Origin of the sequence: Pseudomonas sp. Larv2_ips, from assembly GCF_963879675.1 — a bacterium.
Taxonomy (GTDB): domain Bacteria; phylum Pseudomonadota; class Gammaproteobacteria; order Pseudomonadales; family Pseudomonadaceae; genus Aquipseudomonas.
Window position 1 is genome coordinate 1776750 of sequence record NZ_CAWOAW010000027.1, and the last position, 21178, is coordinate 1797927.

Sequence of the window (21178 nt, forward strand, 5' to 3'; positions counted from 1 at the left end):
TTTTATCAGCTGTCAGGTCTGTTCGGTCTTACGCTGTTTTCCGGTAGGGCGTGCAGTCGGCTGCTGCGAAGGCCCTGCCGGGACATCACCATTTCCCTGAGGATTTCGTTCGCCAGCCGGGCTATCGCTTCTGCGCCGCGATAGTGCGCGCGGACGATGCCGGTGATTGCAAAGTGGTCAGTTTCAGGGCCGCTGAGAACAGCCGACAATGTGCCGTCAGCGTGCAGTGTGCAGGCGATTGTGTAACTGGGCAGGCGGGCCGCCAGCGCAGTTTCGATTTCGGATTTACTCAGGGTATCCATCTGTTTCAGCCCTTAATACTGACCTTGCAAGCCCAAGCATAGGTCTTGCCACGACACTGTAAATACCGGTGATCTGATTGCCCGCAAGGAGGCGTCATCGTGCAGTTTTGTGATGCGTTCGTTGGGCCGCGCGTTGGCATAACTTGCGCAGAATTGCCTTCTGAATAGGCTTGAGGCAGAACGCAAACAGGTAAGCGCATAGAAACAGCGCCAGATCAGGCCAAGAGCTGCCACTGGAGGCGCTGGTACTTTCAATTTCGTATCTCAGGCCATAACCCACCGTCACGAAGACCAGCCCTATCAGCAGGACGATCCACCAGGACTTGGAAACTAGGGGCTTGGGGGCGGTAGGCCTCATCGACGTGCTCCTGAATGCACTCGGACGGCAGGATAATAGTCAGAAGATTCGGCTGTGGATTACGCAACAAGTTCCAGTCGTCAAGACAGTTTCATCTTGGGGCGAAGCGCGAGGCGCAAAGCGAGCTGTTCACGCAAGAGAGGCGAGCAGGCTTGAAGGGTCTTCGCCAGCCGTTACAGTGAACGAAAGGGCTGGCTACTGAGAGTGCGTCAAGGAGTCTGATTTTTGTCCGGAGCCGTCAGGCCAGCCTGGATGCGCTGGTAAATCTCCTCGCGATGCACGGCAACGTCCTTGGGTGCGTTGATGCCGATTCGTACTTGCTGGCCGCTGACGCCCAGAATGGTGATCGTGATGTCATCACCGATGTTTATGCTTTCACCGACTTTGCGGGTGAGTATAAGCATGGACTTCTCCTTGATTACTTTTAAGGACACATGTTTCAGACAGGGCAGATGTCGGATGTGTGTAGCTTACTGCTAAGCGCTTCCCTGTGACTGCCTCTTTTAGGACGCATAGAGGCGACATTAATTCCCATGGCGGCATCATACAGGTCTGCGATACATCATTCGCATTGTTTAAGCCAACGTTTATGACGGCCAGAATAGACAGTGAATGATAAAGTTGCCTCTTTATCCTCAAAGGAGCAGGGCAGTGCGTAAAGTAGCGATGGCAATTGCGGTGTTGGCATTGGCCGGTTGCGGTGAAGGCAAACCTGTCGAAGCGCCCAAGGCCAAGCCTGCCGTGACTGAAAGCCAGCCAGAAACCGGCGCGATTGCCGCTCAGGAATGGGACGTGCGGGTTGGCCCGCCGGACCATAAGCTCCAGGCAATCACTGACTTGACCGCCTGGTTGCTGGAACATGGGTTTAGCTTTTATATCGTGAAAACAGACGGCAAGGACGATGTCCTGCTGGGGCCGTTCGCCAGTAAGGCCGAAGCCGAAGCCAAGCAAGCGCAGCTGACCGAAAAACTGGCGCGCGCCAAGAAAAATGACACCGAGTCGCAGGTGATTGAACACAAGGTTGCGCAGTAACCAAAAGCGGGCGGGAGCCTCTCCCGCCTTCAACCACAGGCTTTGAGGTTAACCGGGCCGACAAATTCGTTGCCCCGACCCATCACGCAGGCCACGGTCTGGTTGCGCTGGCGTTCCCAGGTTTGTACCGGGTAAGTCCTGTTCCAGGCTTCATACAGTTGGCGGTCCTGTTTCGACAGGCGCAAGCCATATTGTTTGCTCATGTAAAAGTAGGTTCGGGCAATCATTCCGCGAATGGACGGGCGTGGCATGACCTTTTTTGCCTTGAAGTCCACTTGGGTCAAACAGGAACCGTACTGTCCGGTTTGCACCGGCAGCCAACCGAAACTGAAGTTATTGCGGTCACCATTGACCTCCCCGATGCTCGGCACCAGGTTGTGCAAGTCGGCCTCTGCACGCTTGAACACATCATCGCGGCGCGTACAGTTCTTGCGTCCACCGTTCTGCCAGCATTGGCGCTGATGTCCGATCTGCCAGGCTGGAACGATATGCTCCCACTCGATGCGTGCGGCACGGTTGGCATTTTTGCGCGGAATGTACCCGCAGGCTTTCAAATCCACCCGGTTGCCGGTGTATTTACAGCCGCAGTAAAACTCTGTGGATTGTGGGGCATAGAGCTTCCAGGCGACTTTCTTGGCCTCGCTGAAGGTTCGAGGCGCCTGGGCGTTGGCGGTAATGGCAAAAAACAGACAAAACAAAGCAGTAAAGCGAACACTCATTGAATCAATCTTCCTTCGGCACAACCCAGAAAATCTGCACGCCACCGTCGTCCCGATAAGCGAGGGTGACGTTGTCGTTCTCAGCAATTTCTTCCAGCAAGCGCGCCCATTCATCTTCCGGCTCTTCCGGTAAACGGAAGATCAAGGCTGCCTTGGCTTTCTGGGCATTGGTCGAATTGATGATTTTTTGCACGCGAACGGCTAAGCGTGCGTAAGCATCAGGCGGAGTTGGGGCTGCGGAAGAAGACTTTGCCACGGAGCATTCCTTAGTTTGCTGTATGTGCATACAGTATTTAATTATAAGGAATTTCGCAACTGCTTAAAACTCAGGACATTCGCGGGGAAGTTGTAGCGGGGAAGTCTCAAGGGAAAGTGGAGGCGAGTAAACCCGCCTCCACAGTGTTACCAGATATCAATATTCCCAGAACATCCGTTGCAGCTCTTTGCTGTCCTGGGTCTTGGTCAACGCAACCATCGCCAGGATCCGCGCTTTCTGCGGGTTCAGGTCATGGGCAACCACCCAGTCGTACTTGTCGTCAGGCTGTTCGGCGTTACGCAGCACGAAACCGCCAGCATTCACGTGGGACGAGCGAATGATTTGTACGCCTTGTTTGCGCAGTTCCTGCAGGGCAGGGACGACCTTGGAAGACACCGAACCATTGCCAGTGCCAGCATGGATGATGGCTTTGGCGCCAGCCTGAGCCAGGGCCTTGACGGCGGTGTCGCTCACATTGCCGTAGCCATAAGCGATTTCAACGTCCGGCAGGCTTTTGATGGTCTTGATATCGAATTCAGAATCCAGGGTGTGGCGCTTGGCCGGCAGGCGGAACCAGTAGGATTTGCCTTCAACCACCATGCCCAACGGGCCCCATGGGCTCTTGAACGCTTCGGTCTTGATATTGATCATCTTGCTGACGTCACGACCCGACTGAATCTCGTCGTTCATGGTGACCAGCACGCCCTTGCCGCGTGCATCCTTGCTGCCGGCGACGGCGACGGCGTTGTACAGGTTGAGCATGCCGTCCGCCGACATGGCGGTGCCTGGACGCATCGAGCCGACCACCACGATTGGCTTGTCGGTTTTTTCCACCAGGTTCAGGAAGTAGGCGGTTTCTTCGAGGGTGTCGGTACCGTGCGTAATCACGATGCCGTCGACGTCCTTGCTGTCGGCCAGTTCGGCAACACGGCGACCCAGTTGCAGCAGGTTTTCATTGTTGATGCTTTCTGACGCAATTTGCATCACTTGCTCGCCGCGCACATTGGCAATCTGGCTAAGCTCAGGAACACCAGCGATCAATTGCTCGATGCCCACCTTGGCCGCCTGATAAGTGGCGCTGTTGGCAGCGCTGGCGCCAGCGCCGGCAATAGTGCCGCCGGTGGCAAGAATCACCACATTGGACAGTTTGGTCTTGGTTTCAACATCCTTTGCCTGAGCGGCAACGGGGAACAGCAGCAGAAGGGCGAGTGCGCCCGGAACAAAAGACTTCAGTGCAGATTTCATTATTTTTCTCTCTGGTTTTTGATGAGTGCGGTCGCAGGTTCATCTAGAACACCCGGCGGTTCTCAACGCCGCGAGGTGCCAGGAAAGAGCAGGATTTGTACCAAGCTGATTGTGTTCGTGTTTATAAATTAAGGCATTGATTTAAAACAGTATTCATAGATATTTCAGATGACGTGAAAGCTCGTTCGTCCGGCTTTCCGAACGGGAAGGCAGTACCGTGTTCGGTTGTCCGAAAGCCATGAGGGTTAATCGACGGGTTGCGTATGACATGAGTGTCACAGGCTGTCGTTTTAGAGAACGGACGGGCGAGGGCGATGTTTAATCGCATCCATCCAATAGCGTAATGGCAGGTAGCAGTGGGCTTGGATGAAAGGCGGTTTTCACCCGTTGACAAATCTCGACAAGGTTCTCATAGTTTGGCTAACGCAAACGTTTGCGAGACGGTCTGCCGTGCAAGCGTTGCTCACAATAATCATAAGATCGGAGTGAACCCATGAAGCTGCCATTTGCTGGACGTCTTCTTGCTGTCGCTGTGCTTGCCGCTGCATCCGCTGCGCTACCTCTTTCCTCTGCCTTTGCTGATGACGCCGCCACCAAACCCAAGGTCGGCCTGGTGATGAAATCCCTCGCCAATGAATTCTTCGTCACCATGCAGGATGGCGCCAAGTCCTATCAGAAAGACCATGCTGCCGACTTCGACATGATCACCAACGGTATCAAGAACGAAACCGATACCAGCGCGCAGATCGATATCGTCAACCAAATGATTCTCGCCAAAGTCAACGCCATCGTAATCGCCCCGGCTGACTCCAAGGCGTTGGTCACCGTGTTGAAGAAAGCTTCCGATGCGGGCATCAAGGTCGTCAACATCGACAACCGCCTTGATCCGGAGGTATTGAAAAGCAAAAACCTCGATATTCCGTTCGTAGGCCCGGATAACCGTAAAGGCTCCAAGCTGGTTGGTGACTACCTGGCCAAGCAACTGGCCGCGGGTGACAAGGTCGGCATCATCGAAGGTGTCCCGACCACCACCAACGCGCAGCAGCGCACCGCAGGCTACAAGGACGCGATGGACGCTGCCGGCATGAAGATCGTCTCCACTCAGTCGGGCAACTGGGAAATCGACCAGGGTCAGAAAGTCGCCTCCGCCATGTTGAGCGAATACCCGGACCTCAAGGCACTGTTGGCGGGTAACGACAACATGGCCTTGGGCGCTGTCTCTGCCGTACGCGCTGCGGGCAAAGCCGGCAAAGTGCTGGTCGTAGGCTACGACAACATCGAAGCCATCAAACCAATGCTGCAAGATGGCCGTGTGCTCGCGACCGCTGACCAGGCTGCAGCCCAGCAAGCCGTGTTCGGTATCCAGAACGCGCTCAAGCTGGTCAAGGGTGAGAAAGTCGATGCCAAAGACGGCGTGATCGAAACCCCAGTCGAACTCGTCCTCAAGAAGTAATCCTGGCAGCACCCAACAGCGCCCGCTCGTCCTGAGTGGGCGCCTGGAGATTTTCCTATGTCATCTTCCGCCCCGAACGCTGTCCTCTCGGTCAGCGGTATCGGCAAGACCTATGCCCAACCGGTTCTGTCCGACATCACCCTGACGCTCAACCGCGGGGAAGTGCTGGCGCTGACCGGTGAGAACGGCGCGGGTAAAAGTACCCTGTCGAAAATTATCGGCGGGCTGGTCACGCCGACCACCGGGCACATGCAGTTCAATGGTCAGGACTACCGTCCCGGCAGCCGCACCCAGGCTGAAGAGCTGGGCGTGCGCATGGTCATGCAGGAGCTCAACCTGCTGCCCACACTGACCGTGGCCGAAAACCTGTTCTTGGATAACCTGCCCAGCAAGTGTGGATGGATCAGCCGCAAACAGCTGCGCAAAGCCGCGATCGAAGCCATGGCTCAGGTCGGTCTGGATGCGATCGACCCGGATACCCTGGTTGGCACCTTGGGCATTGGCCATCAACAGATGGTCGAAATCGCCCGCAACCTGATCGGCGACTGCCACGTACTGATCCTCGATGAACCCACGGCGATGCTGACCGCGCGTGAAGTCGAAATGCTCTTTGAACAAATCACCCGCCTGCAGGCTCGGGGCGTGGCGATCATTTATATTTCACACCGGCTCGAAGAGCTGGCCCGTGTTGCCCAGCGTATTGCGGTATTGCGCGACGGCAAACTGGTCTGCGTCGAGCCGATGGCCAACTACAACAGTGAGCAACTGGTCACCCTGATGGTCGGTCGCGAGCTGGGTGAAAAAATTGACCTGGGCCCGCGCACTATCGGCGGCCCGGCCTTGACCGTGAAAGGGCTGACCCGCTCGGACAAGGTGCGTGATGTGTCTTTTGAAGTGCGCGCCGGTGAGATCTATGGCATCTCCGGCCTGATCGGCGCCGGCCGCACTGAGCTGCTGCGCCTGATCTTCGGCGCGGACCTGGCGGACAGCGGCACCGTCGCTCTGGGATCGCCGGCCAACGTGGTGAGCATTCGCTCCCCGGTAGATGCGGTCGGCCATGGCATTGCCCTGATCACCGAAGACCGCAAGGGTGAAGGCCTGCTGTTGACCCAGTCGATCAGCGCCAACATTGCCTTGGGCAACATGCCGGAAATTTCCGGCGGTGGCGTGGTGAACAGCCGCGATGAAACCGCCTTGGCCAAGCGCCAGATCGACGCCATGCGCATCCGCAGCTCCAGTCCGGCGCAGTTGGTGTCTGAGCTGTCGGGCGGTAACCAGCAGAAAGTCGTGATCGGCCGTTGGCTGGAGCGCGATTGCGCGGTGATGCTGTTCGATGAGCCGACCCGAGGCATCGACGTCGGTGCCAAGTTCGACATTTATGCCTTGCTCGGCGAATTGACGCGCCAGGGCAAAGCGCTGGTGGTGGTGTCCAGCGACCTGCGGGAGCTGATGCTGATCTGTGACCGCATCGGTGTGCTGTCCGCTGGGCGCCTGATCGAAACCTTCGAGCGCGACAGCTGGACCCAGGACGAATTGCTCGCCGCCGCCTTTGCCGGCTATCAAAAACGTGACGCGCTGCTCAACGACGCAGTGCTTAGGGATACCCCATGAAAACCACACATTCCCCGGGTAAAACCGGCGGCAACTTCTACGGCCTGGGCACTTACCTGGGCCTGGCCGGTGCCTTGCTGGCGATGATTGCGCTGTTCTCAGTGTTGAGCGATCACTTCCTGTCCTACGACACCTTCAGCACCCTGGCCAACCAGATACCGGACTTGATGGTACTGGCGGTGGGCATGACCTTCATCCTGATTATCGGTGGCATCGACCTGTCGGTTGGCTCGGTGCTGGCATTGGCCGCGTCGGCGGTCAGCGTGGCGATTCTCGGCTGGGGCTGGAGCGTGCTCCCGGCAGCGTTGCTGGGCATGGGCTGTGCGGCAGTGGCAGGCACCATCACCGGCTCGATCACCGTGGCCTGGCGAATCCCATCGTTTATTGTGTCCCTCGGTGTGCTGGAGATGGCGCGTGGTGTGGCGTACCAAATGACCGGCTCGCGTACCGCGTATATCGGTGATTCGTTTGCCTGGCTGTCGAATCCGGTTGCCTTCGGGATTTCGCCGTCGTTCATCATTGCCTTGCTGGTGATCATTGCCGCTCAGTTGGTGTTGACGCGCACGGTATTTGGTCGCTACCTGATCGGCATCGGCACCAACGAAGAGGCCGTGCGCCTGGCCGGGATCAATCCCAAACCCTACAAAATCCTGGTGTTCAGCCTGATGGGGCTGTTGGCCGGTGTGGCGGCACTGTTCCAGATTTCGCGCCTGGAAGCGGCGGACCCGAATGCCGGCTCCGGCCTGGAGCTGCAGGTGATCGCCGCTGTGGTGATCGGCGGCACAAGTTTGATGGGCGGGCGCGGTTCGGTTATCAGTACCTTTTTCGGTGTGTTGATCATTTCGGTACTGGCCGCAGGCCTCGCGCAGATCGGCGCTACGGAGCCCACCAAACGCATCATCACCGGTGCGGTGATCGTGATTGCCGTGGTCCTCGACACTTACCGCAGCCAGCGCGCCAGTCGGCGAGGCTGAGCCATGGCAACGATCAAGGATGTGGCAGCGCTTGCGGGTATTTCCTACACCACTGTGTCACACGTGGTGAACAAGACGCGGCCGGTGAGTGAGCCTGTGCGGATCAAGGTCGAAGCTGCGATCAAGCAGCTCGACTATGTGCCCAGTGCGGTCGCGCGATCGCTTAAGGCCAAGACCACCGCCACCATCGGCCTGTTGGTGCCGAACAGCCTCAACCCGTATTTTGCCGAGTTAGCCCGCGGGATCGAGGATTACTGCGAGCGTAATGGTTATTGCGTGATCCTCTGTAACTCCGACGACAACGCTGAAAAACAGCGCAGCTACTTGCGCGTGTTGCTCGAAAAGCGCGTCGACGGCTTGATCGTGACCTCGGTGGGAGGCGACGACAGTGGCCTCGCCGCTGGCTTGAGCGCGGTGCGCACGCCTATGGTGATCGTCGACCGTGCACTGGATGGTATCGATGTCGATCTGGTGCGCATCGACCACGAGGAGGGCGCCTACCTGGCGACCCGGCACTTGCTTGAACTCGGTCATCGCGACATCGCCTGCATTGGCGGCCCCGGCCACACCCGCGTGGCGCAAATGCGTCTGGCGGGGTATCACCGGGCGCTGCGTGAGGCGGGTGTGCAAGTGGCGGTCAATCGCACTCAAGAGAGCGACTTCACCAGCACCGGCGGGTATGCCGCAGCCGTGCAGTTGCTGGCGGACAATCCACCGAGCGCGATCTTCGCCAGTAACGATATGATCGGTTTTGGCGTGTTGCGTGCTGCGGCAGAGCGCAATATTCGCGTGCCCGGCGATTTGTCGGTGATTGGTTTCGATGACATTCAAATGGGCCGTTACGTTTACCCGGCGCTGACCACGGTCGGTCAGTCGATCGTGCAACTGGGCGAAACGGCGGCCGAGCTTTTGCTGCGAAGAATTGCAACCCCCCAACTGCCGATCGATCAACGTATCGTGACGCCGAGTATTGTTTTGCGTGAGTCAACGGCGCCGGTCGCCGGTGTGTTCGCCCAATACCGCTGAACCGAATTGATGAGTACTGATGTATGCCAGCAAAAGTAGTGGTAATAGGCAGCTTGAACATGGACTTGGTCACCCGCGCCAGTCGGTTGCCGCGTGCCGGTGAAACCCTGATCGGCCAAACGTTCTCTACCGTCCCCGGCGGCAAGGGCGCCAACCAGGCGGTGGCTGCTGCGCGTCTGGGCGCTGATGTGGCGATGATTGGCTGTGTCGGCACGGATGCCTACGGCGCCCAGTTGCGTGATGCGCTGGTGGTGGAAGGCATTGATTGCCAGGCCGTAAGCACGGTAGACGGCTCCAGCGGCGTGGCCTTGATTGTGGTGGATGACAGTAGTCAGAACGCGATTGTAATCGTGGCCGGCGGCAACGGTGCGCTGACACCAGCCTCGTTACAACAGGCTGACGCAGTGTTGCAGGCCGCCGACGTCATCGTCTGCCAGCTGGAATCGCCGATGGACACGGTGGGTCAGGCCCTCAAACGCGGACGTGAACTGGGCAAGACGGTCATCCTCAATCCGGCACCCGCCAGCGGCCCTTTGCCGGCCGAATGGTACGCCTCGATTGACTACCTGATTCCCAATGAAAGTGAAGCCGCCGCCTTAAGCGGCGTGACGGTCGACTCTCTTGACAGTGCCAAAGTCGCTGCGACGCAGTTGATCAAGGCAGGCGCGGGCAAGGTCATCATCACCCTCGGTGCCCAGGGCGCATTGTTTGCCGATGGCCACGGCTTTGAGCATCTGGTGGCGCCCAAGGTCAAGGCGGTAGACACCACGGCGGCGGGCGACACCTTTGTCGGTGGGTTTGCCGCCGCGCTCGCCAATGGCAAGAGCGAAGCCGAGGCCATCCGCTTTGGTCAGGTGGCCGCAGCACTGTCTGTGACTCGCGCTGGTGCGCAACCCTCTATTCCCAAGCTGCACGACATTCAAGGTTTTGTGCCCTCATGAAAAAGACACCGCTGCTCAATATTGCCCTGTCGCGTGTGATTGCGTCTCTCGGTCACGGTGACGTCCTGGTGATCGGCGATGCCGGCTTGCCCGTGCCGCCGGGTGTCGAGCTGATCGACCTGGCGCTGACCCAAGGTATTCCTGACTTCATCAGCACCCTGCGCATTGTGCTCAGCGAGATGCAGGTGGAAAGCCACGTGCTGGCCGAAGAAATCCTGCTCAAGCAACCGCCTGCACTCACAGAGCTCAACACCCTGACCGAGCAGGCAGCACTGGGCGAACGACGCCTGGTCAGCCACGAAGAGTTCAAGCAACTGAGCCGCAAGGCTCGCGCCGTCGTGCGCACCGGCGAGTGCCAGCCTTATTGCAATATCGCGCTGGTCTCCGGCGTAACCTTCTAGAGTTTTCCTACGACAAGGAGTGTTTCATGCAACGTGGTCTTCCATCCCTGAAAAACCTGTTTCGGAGTGTCCTGCTTTTGTCCGCGCTCACAGCAGCCAGCGCCCACGCGGCGGAAAAAATCGACCTGATCATCGATACCGACCCGGGTGCTGATGATGTAGTGGCCTTGCTTTTTGCAATGGCCTCTCCACAGGAATTGAATATTCGTGCGCTGACCACCGTCGCCGGTAACGTGCGCCTCGACAAAACCTCTCGCAATGCGCGCCTGGCCCGCGAATGGGCAGGGCGCGAGGATATCCCGGTGTACGCAGGGGCGCCAAAACCGATGCTGCGCACACCGATCTACGCCGAGAATATTCACGGTAAAGAGGGTATTTCGGGCGTCACCGTGCACGAGCCGAAAAAAGGCCTGGCCGAAGGCAATGCCGTTGATTACCTGATCAAGACCCTGAGCACCGCCAAGCCCCACAGCATTACCATCGCCATGCTTGGCCCACAGACCAACCTGGCGCTGGCGTTGACCCAGGCTCCGGAAATCACCCAAGGCATCAAGGAAGTGGTGGTGATGGGCGGTGCACATTTCAATGGCGGCAATATCACGCCGGTGGCCGAATTCAACTTGTTTGCCGACCCTATTGCGGCTGAGGTCGTGCTCAAAAGCGGCGTCAAGTTGACTTACCTGCCACTGGACGTAACCCACAAGGTGTTGACCAGTGAGGCGCGCCTCAAGCAAATCGCCGATATCAACAACAACGCGAGCAAGGTTGTCGGCGATATTCTGAATGAATACGTCAAAGGCGATATGGAGCACTACGGCATTCCAGGCGGCCCGGTTCACGATGCTACCGTTATTGCCTACCTGCTCAAACCTGAGCTGTTCAGCGGCCGTGAAGTCAATGTGGTGGTAGACAGCCGTGAAGGCCCGACCTTCGGCCAGACCATCGTCGATTGGTACGACGGCCTGAAGCAGCCGAAAAATGCCTTTTGGGTCGAGAACGGCGATGCTCAGGGCTTCTTCGATCTGCTGACCGAGCGTCTGGCGCGTCTGAAGTAATGTGTAGGCCGGTCGGCGTTCGCCGGCCGGTTCTTATTCGCGCGCGGGGTTGTGTGCGCCCATGTGATCGGGCGGGTATTTTTCGAATACCTGACCGATGAAGGCCTGTGCAGCCCGAGTGCCGAGTTCCTTGACCAGCAGGTCGATTCCGATGATTGCCAACTCCTCCGGGCTTCCGGGGCTGTAGGAACTTTGTCCTTGGGGCCACTTGGCTTTGATGTCGGCTTGGAGGGTAACAGTGGTCATGGGGGTCTCGCGGAGTTGGAAGTACTGGGCAGTGCGCTAAAACGCGGCTCTTACCGGCGCAGTTAACCATTTTTGGGCAGCGTTTGGCACTGCTACTTAGGCATGAGGCATGTGCTGTGCGACACTGTGCCTCTGTTTAATTGCTGGGGAACGCCAGGTGCAGATCGATTTGAACAACCCCGAGAACCTGACGCTGGAAGCTGTTCGTCAGTTGCTGGCCAGCGCCAGCGATGACGAGCATACCCAGTTGCGTGTGACCAAGGCCGGGATTGCCTACATTTCGTCAGGCGTGGTGGGCGGCACTGATATCGCCGGCTTGCTGTTTCGCCTTGAGACCTGGGCCAAAGGCTCCGGTTATGTCGGTAACGTGGCGGCCAGTGATGAAGTCTGGGTCATGCAGATATTCAACGCGCTCAAGCAGAATTGGCCGAACCCGCCGTTCGACTACATCGACATCTACTGAATACATTCATATCTGGTGACGATTGACCGAGCGAATGCTCGGCCTGAGTCAGGCAGACTTGCCCGCGGGCGATTCACGTCTTGAAACCAATCCCCCGGATCGCTGTCGCACGATCTCTGTCCATTTTTATCATAGGAGGCTTCATGCCTTGGAAGCTCGCATCATTCGGTACTTTGTTGGCAGCATTCGCGTTGGCGGGTTGCAGCACCCCGGGTACCTCTGAGCCAGCCAAAGACGCCGCCGTGGCCGATGCCGGTCATAGCCGCTGTGAGGCTAAGGCCGCCGAGTTCGCGATCGGCCAGAAAGCCTCGCCCCAATTGCTGGAACAGGCGCGTACACGTGCCGGTGCGCAGAACGCACGTATCCTCAAGCCTAATGACATGATCACCCTGGAATACCGTTCCGACCGCCTGAACCTGAACACCGATGACAATCTGGTGATCACACGAGTCAACTGCGGCTAAGAACTTCGCGGCTTTTGTAGCGCCCATAAAAAACCCCGTCACATGGACGGGGTTTTTTTTAGCTCAGCGGAGAATTACTCGCCGCGAACCTGTGCAGCTTGCATACCCTTTTGGCCTTTCTCAGCCACGAAGGAAACGGTTTGGCCTTCTTTCAGGCTTTTGAAACCGTCGCTTTCGATAGCTTTGAAGTGTACGAACAGGTCGTCACCGCCACCTTGAGGAGTGATGAAGCCGAAGCCTTTTTCATCGTTGAACCATTTAACGGTGCCGGTTTGGCGATTAGACATGGTGTATCTCCAAGAAACATATATTTTCAGTAGTGCTGTGCTGCTCAGGCCAACTGGGCACACTTGGCTATCATAGTCGAAATGTTCGACTTGGGAGCCCCCCCAAGGCATTGTTTGCTAATCAATAGCGTTGCATTTACTGCCTGGGCTGGCTGAAAGCCCCGATCTACGGGGCTTTGGTGCGAAATATCAGCTGTTAAAAAAAGCCGTAAAAGCTGCGTAATTTGTGCGAAATGGCAATTTTTGGGCTGTTTTTTCAGCGCGACGGCCGTCTGATCAGTGATCGTTCTGATTATTTCTTCACGACTTTGCAGGACGAAATAGCCGCGACAGCTTTGTTCTTAAGCGCCGGATCTGCGTTCTGGTTGGTCATGAGCTCCTTGATCTCAGCGGTGCTCAATTCGGCGTTGATCTTGTCAGCGCCACATTCGCAATGGTCTTTGGCAGTTTTGGCGTCCACGCTTTGCTGGGCTGCCGAACTGCAATCTTTGATGAAGTTGTCGCGAGCGCCGTTTGGCCAGTTCGATGGGGCGGCTGCCTGGGCGCCAAGCGACAGGAAGGCCAGGGAAGCAGCGAGAGCGAGGGTCGAGGTGAAACGCATCATGTGGATGCTCCTTTGGGTCGAGGACGAACAGCGATTCTCGGTGTGTTTGAGGCATGGCGTACAGCTCAAGTTCACTTTTGCACCTATAAAGCCTGGAATTTGTCTTTTCAGAAAGTCGGCGCCAGCGCTATGACCGTTCATCTGTGCTAGCATCCTCGGCCTGGCTATTTACAGGCGTGCCAAATTGCCGCCTTGCCATGTTCTTTTTAGCTCACTCCAGTCACTCTGGTTCGATTATCGGTTGGCCGAAAGGCTCCTGCCGCTGTAAGGCAGGCGTTCATCATTGAACGGCCTGGTGTTGGATCTTGTACTGGCTCATCCCAACCCACGTGACCTTTGGTAGGGGTCACCACTAGGAGAGGAGGCGCCATGCCAACTATTACTCTTCCCGACGGCAGTCAACGTTCATTCGATCATTCGGTATCTGTAGCCGAAGTCGCCGCGTCCATCGGTGCAGGCCTGGCCAAGGCCACCGTAGCCGGCAAAGTCGACGGCAAGCTGGTTGACGCCAGCGACCTGATCACCAGCGACGCCAGCCTGCAAATCATCACGCCCAAGGATCAAGAGGGGCTGGAGATCATTCGCCACTCTTGCGCGCACCTGATTGGCCATGCGGTCAAACAGCTGTACCCCACCGCAAAAATGGTGATCGGTCCGGTCATCGATGAAGGCTTCTATTACGATATCGCCTACGAGCGTCCCTTCACGCCGGACGACCTGGCCGCTATCGAGGCGCGCATGCATGCGCTGATCGAAAAAGACTACGACGTAATCAAGAAGGTCACGCCGCGCGCCGAAGTGATTGATGTGTTCACCGCGCGTGGTGAAGACTACAAGCTGCGTCTGGTAGAAGACATGCCGGACGAGCAGGCGATGGGTCTGTACTACCACGAAGAATACGTCGACATGTGCCGTGGCCCGCACGTGCCGAATACGCGCTTCCTCAAGTCGTTCAAGCTGACCAAGCTGTCCGGCGCCTACTGGCGCGGCGACGCGAAGAACGAGCAACTGCAGCGGATCTACGGCACTGCCTGGGCTGACAAAAAGCAGCTGGCGGCCTACATCCAGCGCATTGAAGAAGCCGAAAAACGTGACCATCGAAAGATCGGCAAGCGCCTGAACCTGTTCCACCTCCAGGAAGAAGCGCCTGGGATGGTGTTCTGGCACCCGAACGGCTGGACCCTGTACCAGGTGCTTGAGCAGTACATGCGCAAGGTTCAACGCGAAAACGGCTACCTGGAGATCAAGACTCCGCAGGTCGTTGACCGCAGCCTGTGGGAAAAGTCCGGGCACTGGGCCAACTACGCCGACAACATGTTCACCACTCAGTCGGAAAACCGCGACTACGCCATCAAGCCGATGAACTGCCCATGCCACGTGCAGGTGTTCAACCAGGGCTTGAAGAGCTACCGCGAGTTGCCGATGCGTCTGGCCGAGTTTGGTGCCTGCCACCGTAACGAGCCGTCGGGTGCACTGCACGGCATTATGCGCGTGCGCGGTTTCACTCAGGACGACGCCCACATCTTCTGCACCGAAGAGCAGATGCAGGCTGAATCCGCCGCGTTCATCAAGCTGACCATGGACGTTTATCGCGATTTCGGCTTCACCGAAGTCGAAATGAAGTTGTCCACTCGTCCGGAAAAACGCGTCGGCTCCGACGAGCTGTGGGATCGCGCCGAAGCTGCACTGGCCGCCGCCCTAGACAGCGCGGGCCTTGCGTACGATCTGCAGCCGGGTGAGGGCGCCTTCTACGGTCCGAAAATCGAGTTCTCGCTGAAAGATTGTCTTGGTCGTGTCTGGCAATGTGGTACTTTGCAGCTCGATTTTAACCTGCCGATCCGTTTGGGAGCCGAATACGTCTCCGAAGACAACAGCCGCAAACACCCGGTTATGTTGCACCGAGCGATCCTTGGCTCGTTCGAACGGTTTGTCGGAATCCTGATCGAGCACTACGAGGGTGCGTTCCCTGCGTGGCTGGCTCCGACTCAGGCAGTGATCATGAATATCACTGATAAACAGGCAGATTTTGCAGCTGAAGTTGAAAAAACTCTCAACGAAAGCGGATTTCGTGCCAAGTCCGACTTGAGAAATGAAAAGATCGGCTTTAAAATCCGCGAGCATACTTTGCTCAAGGTCCCCTATCTTTTGGTTATCGGAGATCGGGAAGTCGAGATGCAGACTGTCGCTGTGCGTACTCGTGAAGGTGCTGACCTGGGCTCGATGCCCGTCGCCCAGTTCGCTGAGTTCCTCGCGCAAGCGGTTTCCCGGCGTGGTCGCCCAGATTCGGAGTAATTATTATTAAGCGTGAAATGAGACAAGATAAACGAGCTGCACCGAAAGCCCCGATCAACGAGAATATCTCGGCACGCGAGGTTCGGTTAATTGGCGCTGACGGCGAGCAGATTGGCATCGTCTCGATTGATGAAGCGCTTCGTATTGCTGAAGAGTCCAAATTGGACCTGGTGGAAATCTCCGCCGATGCAATCCCACCCGTTTGCCGGGTGATGGACTACGGCAAGTCGATCTTCGAGAAGAAGAAGCAGGTTGCCGCAGCGAAGAAGAACCAGAAGCAGATTCAAGTAAAAGAAATCAAGTTTCGTCCAGGGACGGAGGAAGGGGATTACCAGGTAAAACTGCGCAACCTGGTACGTTTCCTGAGTGATGGGGACAGGGCCAAGGTATCCTTGCGATTCCGCGGCCGTGAGATGGCCCACCAGGAGCTGGGGATGGAACTCCTCAAGCGGGTTGAAGCTGACCTGCTGGAGTACGGTTCCGTCGAGCAGCATCCTAAGATGGAAGGACGCCAGCTGATTATGGTCATCGCCCCGAAAAAGAAGAAGTAATCAACAGGGCACGGCAGGCCTTCTGATTATGTTTATCAACTGAATGCGGAGTATCCGAACATGCCAAAGATGAAGACTAAAAGTGGTGCTGCTAAGCGGTTTCTGAAAACTGCTAACGGTATCAAGCACAAGCACGCTTTCAAGAGCCACATCCTGACCAAAATGTCGACCAAGCGTAAGCGTCAACTGCGCGGTAGCAGCTTGCTGCATCCGTCTGACGTGGCAAAAGTCGAGCGCATGCTGCGCCTTCGTTAATTTTTGGATCAAGACTAGAGGAAGTAACTCATGGCTCGTGTAAAGCGTGGCGTCATTGCCCGTAAACGTCACAAAAAAATTCTGAAACTCGCTAAAGGCTACTACGGCGCACGCTCGCGCGTATTCCGTGTTGCCAAGCAAGCGGTAATCAAGGCAGGCCAATACGCCTACCGTGACCGTCGTCAGAAAAAACGTCAGTTCCGCGCTCTGTGGATCGCTCGTATCAATGCTGGTGCTCGTGTTAACGGTCTGTCCTACAGCCGTTTCATCGCTGGCCTGAAAAAAGCGTCCATCGAAATCGACCGTAAGGTTCTGGCTGAACTGGCCGTGAACGATAAAGCGGTGTTTGCTGCGATTGTCGAGAAAGCTAAAGCCACCTTGGCTTAAGTACCCCCGACAGTCACCTTGGGCTACTCCTGTAGCCCACGGTGGTAAACGTCATAAATAGGGGAAGAGCCTTCAAGCTCTTCCCCTATTTTGTATCTGGAGTCTGTACATGGAAAACCTGGACGCGCTCGTCGCTCAAGCCCTTGAGGCTGTGCAAAGCGCTGAAGATGTAAATGCCCTGGAGCAAATCCGGGTTCACTACCTTGGCAAGAAAGGTGAATTGACTCAGGTGATGAAGACCCTGGGGAATTTGCCGGCTGAAGAGCGTCCGCAAGTCGGTGCGCTGATCAACGTTGCCAAGGAGCGTGTCACAGAGGTTCTCAATGCGCGCAAGGCGTCGCTCGAGGAGGCCGATCTTGCGGCCAAACTCGCCGCCGAGTCCATTGACGTGACCCTGCCTGGCCGTGGTCAGGCCTCGGGCGGTCTGCACCCGATCACCCGAACTCTGGAACGTATCGAGCAGTTCTTTACCCACATCGGCTACGGCATTGCCGAAGGCCCTGAGGTCGAAGACGACTATCACAACTTCGAGGCGCTCAACATCCCAGGCCATCACCCGGCCCGGTCGATGCACGACACCTTCTATTTCAACGCAAACATGCTGTTGCGCACCCATACCTCGCCGGTACAGGTCCGCACCATGGAAGCGAACAAGCCGCCGATCCGCATCGTCTGCCCAGGCCGTGTGTACCGTAGCGACTCGGATATCACCCACTCGCCGATGTTCCACCAGGTCGAAGGCCTGCTGGTTGATCGCGACATCAATTTTGCCGACCTCAAAGGCACCATCGAAGAATTCCTGCGGGTGTTCTTCGAGAAAGAGCTGGCGGTGCGTTTCCGTCCTTCGTTCTTCCCGTTCACCGAGCCGTCCGCTGAAGTCGACATGGAATGCGTGATGTGCAGCGGCAAAGGCTGCCGCGTCTGCAAGCAGACCGGCTGGCTGGAAGTGATGGGCTGCGGCATGGTTCACCCTAACGTGCTGCGCATGTCCGGGATCGACCCGGAAGAGTTCTCGGGCTTTGCCTTCGGCATGGGCGTTGAGCGTCTGGCCATGCTGCGTTACGGCGTGAACGACTTGCGTCTGTTCTTCGACAACGACTTGCGGTTCCTCGCGCAATTTCGCTAGTCGTAACGAATCTTTAGGAGAGCAGGATGAAATTCAGTGAACAATGGCTGCGTGGCTGGGTAAGCCCGCAGGTAGATCGCGACGAGCTGGTTGCTCGTCTGTCGATGGCCGGTCTTGAGGTCGATAGCGTCACGCCGGCCGCCGGTGTTTTCAGCGGCGTGGTCGTAGGCGAGGTGCTGAGCACCGAGCAGCACCCTGATGCTGATAAATTGCGCGTGTGTCAAGTCAGCAATGGCACCGAAACCTTCCAGGTCGTATGCGGAGCGCCAAACGTGCGCCCGGGCCTGAAGATTCCGTTTGCCATGATCGGCGCCGAACTGCCAGGCGACTTCAAGATCAAGAAAGCCAAGCTGCGTGGCGTTGAATCCAACGGCATGCTGTGCTCCCAGGCTGAACTGCAAGTGGGCGAGGGCAACGATGGCCTGATGGAACTGCCGGCCGACGCGCCAGTGGGCCAGGACATTCGTGTCTACCTGGAGCTCGAAGACGCCAGCATTGAGGTCGACCTGACCCCGAACCGCGGCGATTGCCTGTCCCTCGCTGGCCTGGCCCGCGAAGTAGGTGCGTTGTACAACGCACCGGTAACCCGTCCTGTGGTTGCCGCAGTAGCTGCCGTGCACGAGGAAGTACGCCCGATCGAAGTGCTGGCGCCAAACGCTTGCCCACGCTACCTCGGCCGTGTCATCCGCAACGTCGACCTTTCCAGGCCAACCCCGCTGTGGATGGTTGAGCGCTTGCGCCGCGCCGACGTACGCAGCATCGACGCTGCCGTCGACATCACCAACTACGTGATGTTGGAGCTGGGCCAACCGCTGCACGCGTTCGATCTCGCCGAAATCAATGGCGGCATCCGCGTACGCATGGCCGAAGAAGGCGAGAAGCTCGTCTTGCTCGACGGCCAGGAAGTCAGCCTGCGCGCCGATACCCTGGTCATCGCCGACCATTCCCGGGCCCTGGCGATTGCCGGCGTGATGGGTGGCGAGCACAGCGGTGTGTCCGCGACCACTCGCGATATTTTCCTCGAAAGCGCGTTCTTTGATCAGATCGCCATCGCTGGCAAGGCCCGTTCCTACGGCTTGCACACCGATGCCTCGCACCGCTATGAGCGTGGCGTGGACTGGAAGCTGGCCCGTGAAGCCATGGAGCGCGCCACTGGCCTGCTGCTGGAAATCACCGGCGGCGAAGCTGGCCCGATCACCGAAACCGTGAACGAGCAGCACCTGCCGTCCGTTGCTCCGATCACCCTGCGCGCCAAGAGCGTTGAGCAAATGCTCGGCCTGGTGATTGAGCCGGCTCAAATCGAGCAGCTGCTGTCGGCTCTCGGCCTGAGCATTACCGCGGGCGGGGAAGGGCAGTGGCACGTTGAAGTGCCAAGCCATCGCTTCGATATCAGCCTGGAAGTTGACCTGATCGAAGAACTGGCCCGGCTGTATGGCTACAACCGCCTGCCGGTTCGCTACCCGCAAGCACGCCTGGCGCCGCAGCCTAAAGCTGAGGCCCGTGCGCACTTGCCGGAGTTGCGTCGCCTGCTGGTCGCCCGTGGCTACCAGGAGGCGGTGACCTACAGCTTCATCGATCCTAAACAGTTCGAGTTGTTCAACCCTGGCGTCGAGCCACTGCTGTTGGCCAACCCGATCTCGAACGACATGGCGGCCATGCGTTCGTCGTTGTGGCCGGGCTTGGTAAAGGCACTGTCCCACAACCTGAACCGTCAGCAAGACCGCGTGCGCATGTTCGAAAGCGGCCTGCGTTTTGTCGGCCAACTCGACGGCCTGAAACAAGAGCCGATGCTGGCTGGCGTGGTGTGCGGCAGCCGCCTGCCTGAGGGCTGGGCCCAAGGCCGCGACGCCGTGGACTTCTTCGACGTCAAGGCTGACGTGGAAGCAGTATTGGGCTTTGCTGGCGCGCTCGACGATTTCACGTTCGTGCCGGGCAGCCACCCAGCGTTGCATCCGGGCCAGACTGCGCGTATCGAACGCGAAGGGCGCCTGGTGGGCTACGTAGGTGCCATCCACCCGGAGTTGTCGAAAACCCTCGGTCTGGACCGTCCGGTATTCGTTTTTGAGCTAGTCTTGGCGGAAGTCGCGTCGGGCAAGATGCCTAAATTCAGCGAGTTGTCGCGCTTCCCTGAAGTGCGTCGTGACCTGGCCCTGATCGCCGATCGCGAAGTCGCCGCCACTGCCGTTCTGGATGTAATCCGTGAAAATGCAGGGGAGTGGCTGACAGACCTCAGGCTATTTGACGTCTATCAGGGTAAAGGCATTGATCCGCATAGAAAAAGCCTTGCAGTTGGCTTGACCTGGCAGCATCCATCGCGCACTCTTAATGACGATGAGGTGAATACCACGACACAAAATATCCTCACCTCGCTCGAACAAAGGTTGAACGCCACGTTAAGGAAGTGACGTATGGGGGCTTTGACGAAAGCTGAGATGGCGGAACGTCTGTACGAAGAGCTGGGTCTGAACAAACGCGAAGCCAAGGAATTGGTCGAGCTGTTTTTTGAAGAAATCAGGCACGCTCTGGAAGACAACGAGCAGGTCAAATTGTCCGGTTTCGGCAATTTTGACCTGCGGGACAAACGCCAGCGGCCTGGCCGCAATCCAAAAACGGGAGAAGAAATCCCGATCACGGCTCGCCGTGTGGTCACCTTTCGTCCAGGGCAGAAGTTGAAGGCCCGAGTTGAGGCTTATGCTGGAACCAAGTCATAACGACGAACTACCCGTCATCCCAGGCAAACGCTACTTCACCATTGGTGAAGTCAGCGAGCTTTGTGCGGTCAAGCCGCACGTGCTGCGCTATTGGGAGCAGGAGTTTCCTCAACTCAACCCCGTCAAACGCACCGGGAACCGTCGGTATTATCAGCGCCAGGATGTGCTGATGATCCGACAGATCCGTGCGTTGCTGTACGACCAGGGGTTCACCATCAGTGGCGCGCGCCAGCGCATGTCCGGTGATGAAGCCAAAGACGACACCACCCAATACAAGCAACTGATCCGCCAGATGATCTCCGAACTCGAAGATGTGCTGGTGGTTTTGAAGAAATAACGTCGGCTTTTAAAATACTTCCACATTTCAAAAGCTTGCGGTATATTCCGGATCGCTTCGTAACGAAGCGAACCCAGTAACA

At 57.5% G+C, this 21178-nt stretch carries 27 protein-coding genes; 18 read left to right on the forward strand and 9 right to left on the reverse strand.

The annotated features are described in order from the left end of the window. Window positions 1–5: 5 nt before the first annotated feature. From AACV02_RS24970 to csrA, 3 genes are all read right to left on the reverse strand, one after another. The gene (locus AACV02_RS24970; RefSeq protein WP_106580521.1) at window positions 6–302 is read right to left on the reverse strand and encodes a hypothetical protein; all 297 of its coding nucleotides are present in this window, start codon (window positions 300–302) and stop codon (window positions 6–8) included. A gap of 94 nt (window positions 303–396) precedes the next feature. Further along, window positions 397–660: a hypothetical protein gene (locus AACV02_RS24975; protein WP_106580522.1), complete on the reverse strand. Its 264-nt coding sequence runs from the start codon at window positions 658–660 to the stop codon at window positions 397–399. Between the two features lie 209 nt (window positions 661–869). Beyond that, entirely contained in the window at window positions 870–1064 is a 195-nt protein-coding gene (gene csrA, locus AACV02_RS24980; RefSeq protein WP_003192511.1) for a carbon storage regulator CsrA, read from the reverse strand. 247 nt (window positions 1065–1311) lie between these two features. On the opposite strand from csrA, the gene AACV02_RS24985 reads away from it, so the two are divergent. Next, window positions 1312–1692, forward strand: a complete 381-nt coding sequence (locus AACV02_RS24985) for an SPOR domain-containing protein (RefSeq protein WP_119742657.1) — start codon at window positions 1312–1314, stop codon at window positions 1690–1692. A 29-nt stretch (window positions 1693–1721) separates the two neighbouring features. Here the strand turns inward: AACV02_RS24985 and AACV02_RS24990 are convergent, their stop codons facing one another. The 3 genes from AACV02_RS24990 to AACV02_RS25000 form a co-directional block, all read right to left on the reverse strand. Further along, window positions 1722–2411 carry an endonuclease gene (locus AACV02_RS24990; RefSeq protein WP_119742659.1) on the reverse strand — a complete coding sequence of 230 codons (690 nt, stop codon included), beginning with the start codon at window positions 2409–2411 and terminating at the stop codon, window positions 1722–1724. A gap of 4 nt (window positions 2412–2415) precedes the next feature. Beyond that, complete coding sequence (locus AACV02_RS24995) at window positions 2416–2667, reverse strand: DUF1654 domain-containing protein (protein ID WP_106580525.1); 252 nt, start codon at window positions 2665–2667, stop codon at window positions 2416–2418. 156 nt (window positions 2668–2823) lie between these two features. After that, window positions 2824–3912, reverse strand: a complete 1089-nt coding sequence (locus AACV02_RS25000) for an asparaginase (protein WP_119742661.1) — start codon at window positions 3910–3912, stop codon at window positions 2824–2826. Between the two features lie 493 nt (window positions 3913–4405). Here AACV02_RS25000 and AACV02_RS25005 point away from each other — a divergent pair, with 493 nt between their 5' ends. Genes AACV02_RS25005 through AACV02_RS25035 form a run of 7 tightly spaced genes read left to right on the forward strand, consistent with a single transcriptional unit; the run spans window position 4406 to window position 11373 of the window. Beyond that, window positions 4406–5365, forward strand: coding sequence for a sugar ABC transporter substrate-binding protein (locus AACV02_RS25005; protein ID WP_106580527.1), 960 nt, complete (start codon window positions 4406–4408; stop codon window positions 5363–5365). Window positions 5366–5422: 57 nt separating this feature from the next. Next, entirely contained in the window at window positions 5423–6976 is a 1554-nt protein-coding gene (locus tag AACV02_RS25010; protein ID WP_106580528.1) for a sugar ABC transporter ATP-binding protein, read from the forward strand. Then, window positions 6973–7950, forward strand: coding sequence for an ABC transporter permease (locus tag AACV02_RS25015; protein ID WP_106580529.1), 978 nt, complete (start codon window positions 6973–6975; stop codon window positions 7948–7950). Before AACV02_RS25010 ends, AACV02_RS25015 begins: the two co-directional genes overlap by 4 nt. A 3-nt stretch (window positions 7951–7953) precedes the next feature. Next, the gene (locus AACV02_RS25020; RefSeq protein WP_119742663.1) at window positions 7954–8976 is read left to right on the forward strand and encodes a LacI family DNA-binding transcriptional regulator; all 1023 of its coding nucleotides are present in this window, start codon (window positions 7954–7956) and stop codon (window positions 8974–8976) included. A gap of 23 nt (window positions 8977–8999) precedes the next feature. After that, window positions 9000–9917 (forward strand): ribokinase, encoded by a 918-nt coding sequence (gene rbsK, locus AACV02_RS25025; RefSeq protein WP_119742665.1) that lies wholly within the window; start codon window positions 9000–9002, stop codon window positions 9915–9917. Further along, window positions 9914–10318, forward strand: coding sequence for a D-ribose pyranase (gene rbsD, locus AACV02_RS25030; RefSeq protein WP_106580532.1), 405 nt, complete (start codon window positions 9914–9916; stop codon window positions 10316–10318). The genes rbsK and rbsD overlap by 4 nt, the downstream gene beginning before the upstream one ends. Window positions 10319–10344: 26 nt before the next feature. Continuing rightward, the gene (locus tag AACV02_RS25035) at window positions 10345–11373 is read left to right on the forward strand and encodes a nucleoside hydrolase (RefSeq protein WP_106580533.1); all 1029 of its coding nucleotides are present in this window, start codon (window positions 10345–10347) and stop codon (window positions 11371–11373) included. A gap of 33 nt (window positions 11374–11406) precedes the next feature. On the opposite strand, the gene AACV02_RS25040 is transcribed toward AACV02_RS25035, so the two are convergent. Continuing rightward, window positions 11407–11619: a hypothetical protein gene (locus AACV02_RS25040; RefSeq protein WP_119742668.1), complete on the reverse strand. Its 213-nt coding sequence runs from the start codon at window positions 11617–11619 to the stop codon at window positions 11407–11409. 157 nt (window positions 11620–11776) lie between these two features. On the opposite strand from AACV02_RS25040, the gene AACV02_RS25045 reads away from it, so the two are divergent. Together AACV02_RS25045 and AACV02_RS25050 are read left to right on the forward strand one after the other, a co-directional pair. Continuing rightward, entirely contained in the window at window positions 11777–12082 is a 306-nt protein-coding gene (locus tag AACV02_RS25045) for a hypothetical protein (RefSeq protein ID WP_106580535.1), read from the forward strand. A gap of 143 nt (window positions 12083–12225) precedes the next feature. After that, window positions 12226–12546, forward strand: a complete 321-nt coding sequence (locus AACV02_RS25050) for an I78 family peptidase inhibitor (RefSeq protein WP_106580536.1) — start codon at window positions 12226–12228, stop codon at window positions 12544–12546. Window positions 12547–12620: 74 nt separating this feature from the next. On the opposite strand, the gene AACV02_RS25055 is transcribed toward AACV02_RS25050, so the two are convergent. Both AACV02_RS25055 and AACV02_RS25060 read right to left on the reverse strand, forming a co-directional pair. Continuing rightward, the gene (locus AACV02_RS25055; protein ID WP_003234260.1) at window positions 12621–12833 is read right to left on the reverse strand and encodes a cold-shock protein; all 213 of its coding nucleotides are present in this window, start codon (window positions 12831–12833) and stop codon (window positions 12621–12623) included. Window positions 12834–13125: 292 nt separating this feature from the next. Beyond that, window positions 13126–13437, reverse strand: coding sequence for a hypothetical protein (locus AACV02_RS25060; RefSeq protein WP_119742670.1), 312 nt, complete (start codon window positions 13435–13437; stop codon window positions 13126–13128). A gap of 369 nt (window positions 13438–13806) precedes the next feature. Here AACV02_RS25060 and thrS point away from each other — a divergent pair, with 369 nt between their 5' ends. From thrS to AACV02_RS25100, 8 genes are all read left to right on the forward strand, one after another. Further along, the gene (gene thrS / locus AACV02_RS25065) at window positions 13807–15729 is read left to right on the forward strand and encodes a threonine--tRNA ligase (protein WP_119742672.1); all 1923 of its coding nucleotides are present in this window, start codon (window positions 13807–13809) and stop codon (window positions 15727–15729) included. After that, on the forward strand, window positions 15729–16280 hold the full coding sequence (infC, locus tag AACV02_RS25070) for a translation initiation factor IF-3 (protein WP_015884933.1): 552 nt from the start codon (window positions 15729–15731) through the stop codon (window positions 16278–16280). The genes thrS and infC overlap by 1 nt, the downstream gene beginning before the upstream one ends. A 60-nt stretch (window positions 16281–16340) precedes the next feature. After that, window positions 16341–16535 carry a 50S ribosomal protein L35 gene (gene rpmI / locus AACV02_RS25075; RefSeq protein WP_002553160.1) on the forward strand — a complete coding sequence of 65 codons (195 nt, stop codon included), beginning with the start codon at window positions 16341–16343 and terminating at the stop codon, window positions 16533–16535. 30 nt (window positions 16536–16565) lie between these two features. Further along, the gene (rplT, locus tag AACV02_RS25080) at window positions 16566–16922 is read left to right on the forward strand and encodes a 50S ribosomal protein L20 (RefSeq protein WP_053257052.1); all 357 of its coding nucleotides are present in this window, start codon (window positions 16566–16568) and stop codon (window positions 16920–16922) included. 109 nt (window positions 16923–17031) lie between these two features. Next, a complete protein-coding gene (gene pheS / locus AACV02_RS25085; RefSeq protein WP_003192486.1) occupies window positions 17032–18048 on the forward strand; it encodes a phenylalanine--tRNA ligase subunit alpha in 1017 nt (338 codons plus the stop codon). A gap of 26 nt (window positions 18049–18074) precedes the next feature. Continuing rightward, window positions 18075–20453 carry a phenylalanine--tRNA ligase subunit beta gene (pheT, locus tag AACV02_RS25090; protein WP_119742674.1) on the forward strand — a complete coding sequence of 793 codons (2379 nt, stop codon included), beginning with the start codon at window positions 18075–18077 and terminating at the stop codon, window positions 20451–20453. A 3-nt stretch (window positions 20454–20456) separates the two neighbouring features. Continuing rightward, on the forward strand, window positions 20457–20759 hold the full coding sequence (ihfA, locus tag AACV02_RS25095; RefSeq protein ID WP_002553164.1) for an integration host factor subunit alpha: 303 nt from the start codon (window positions 20457–20459) through the stop codon (window positions 20757–20759). Further along, window positions 20740–21096, forward strand: a complete 357-nt coding sequence (locus AACV02_RS25100) for a MerR family transcriptional regulator (RefSeq protein WP_003174972.1) — start codon at window positions 20740–20742, stop codon at window positions 21094–21096. Before ihfA ends, AACV02_RS25100 begins: the two co-directional genes overlap by 20 nt. Window positions 21097–21178: the final 82 nt, after the last annotated feature.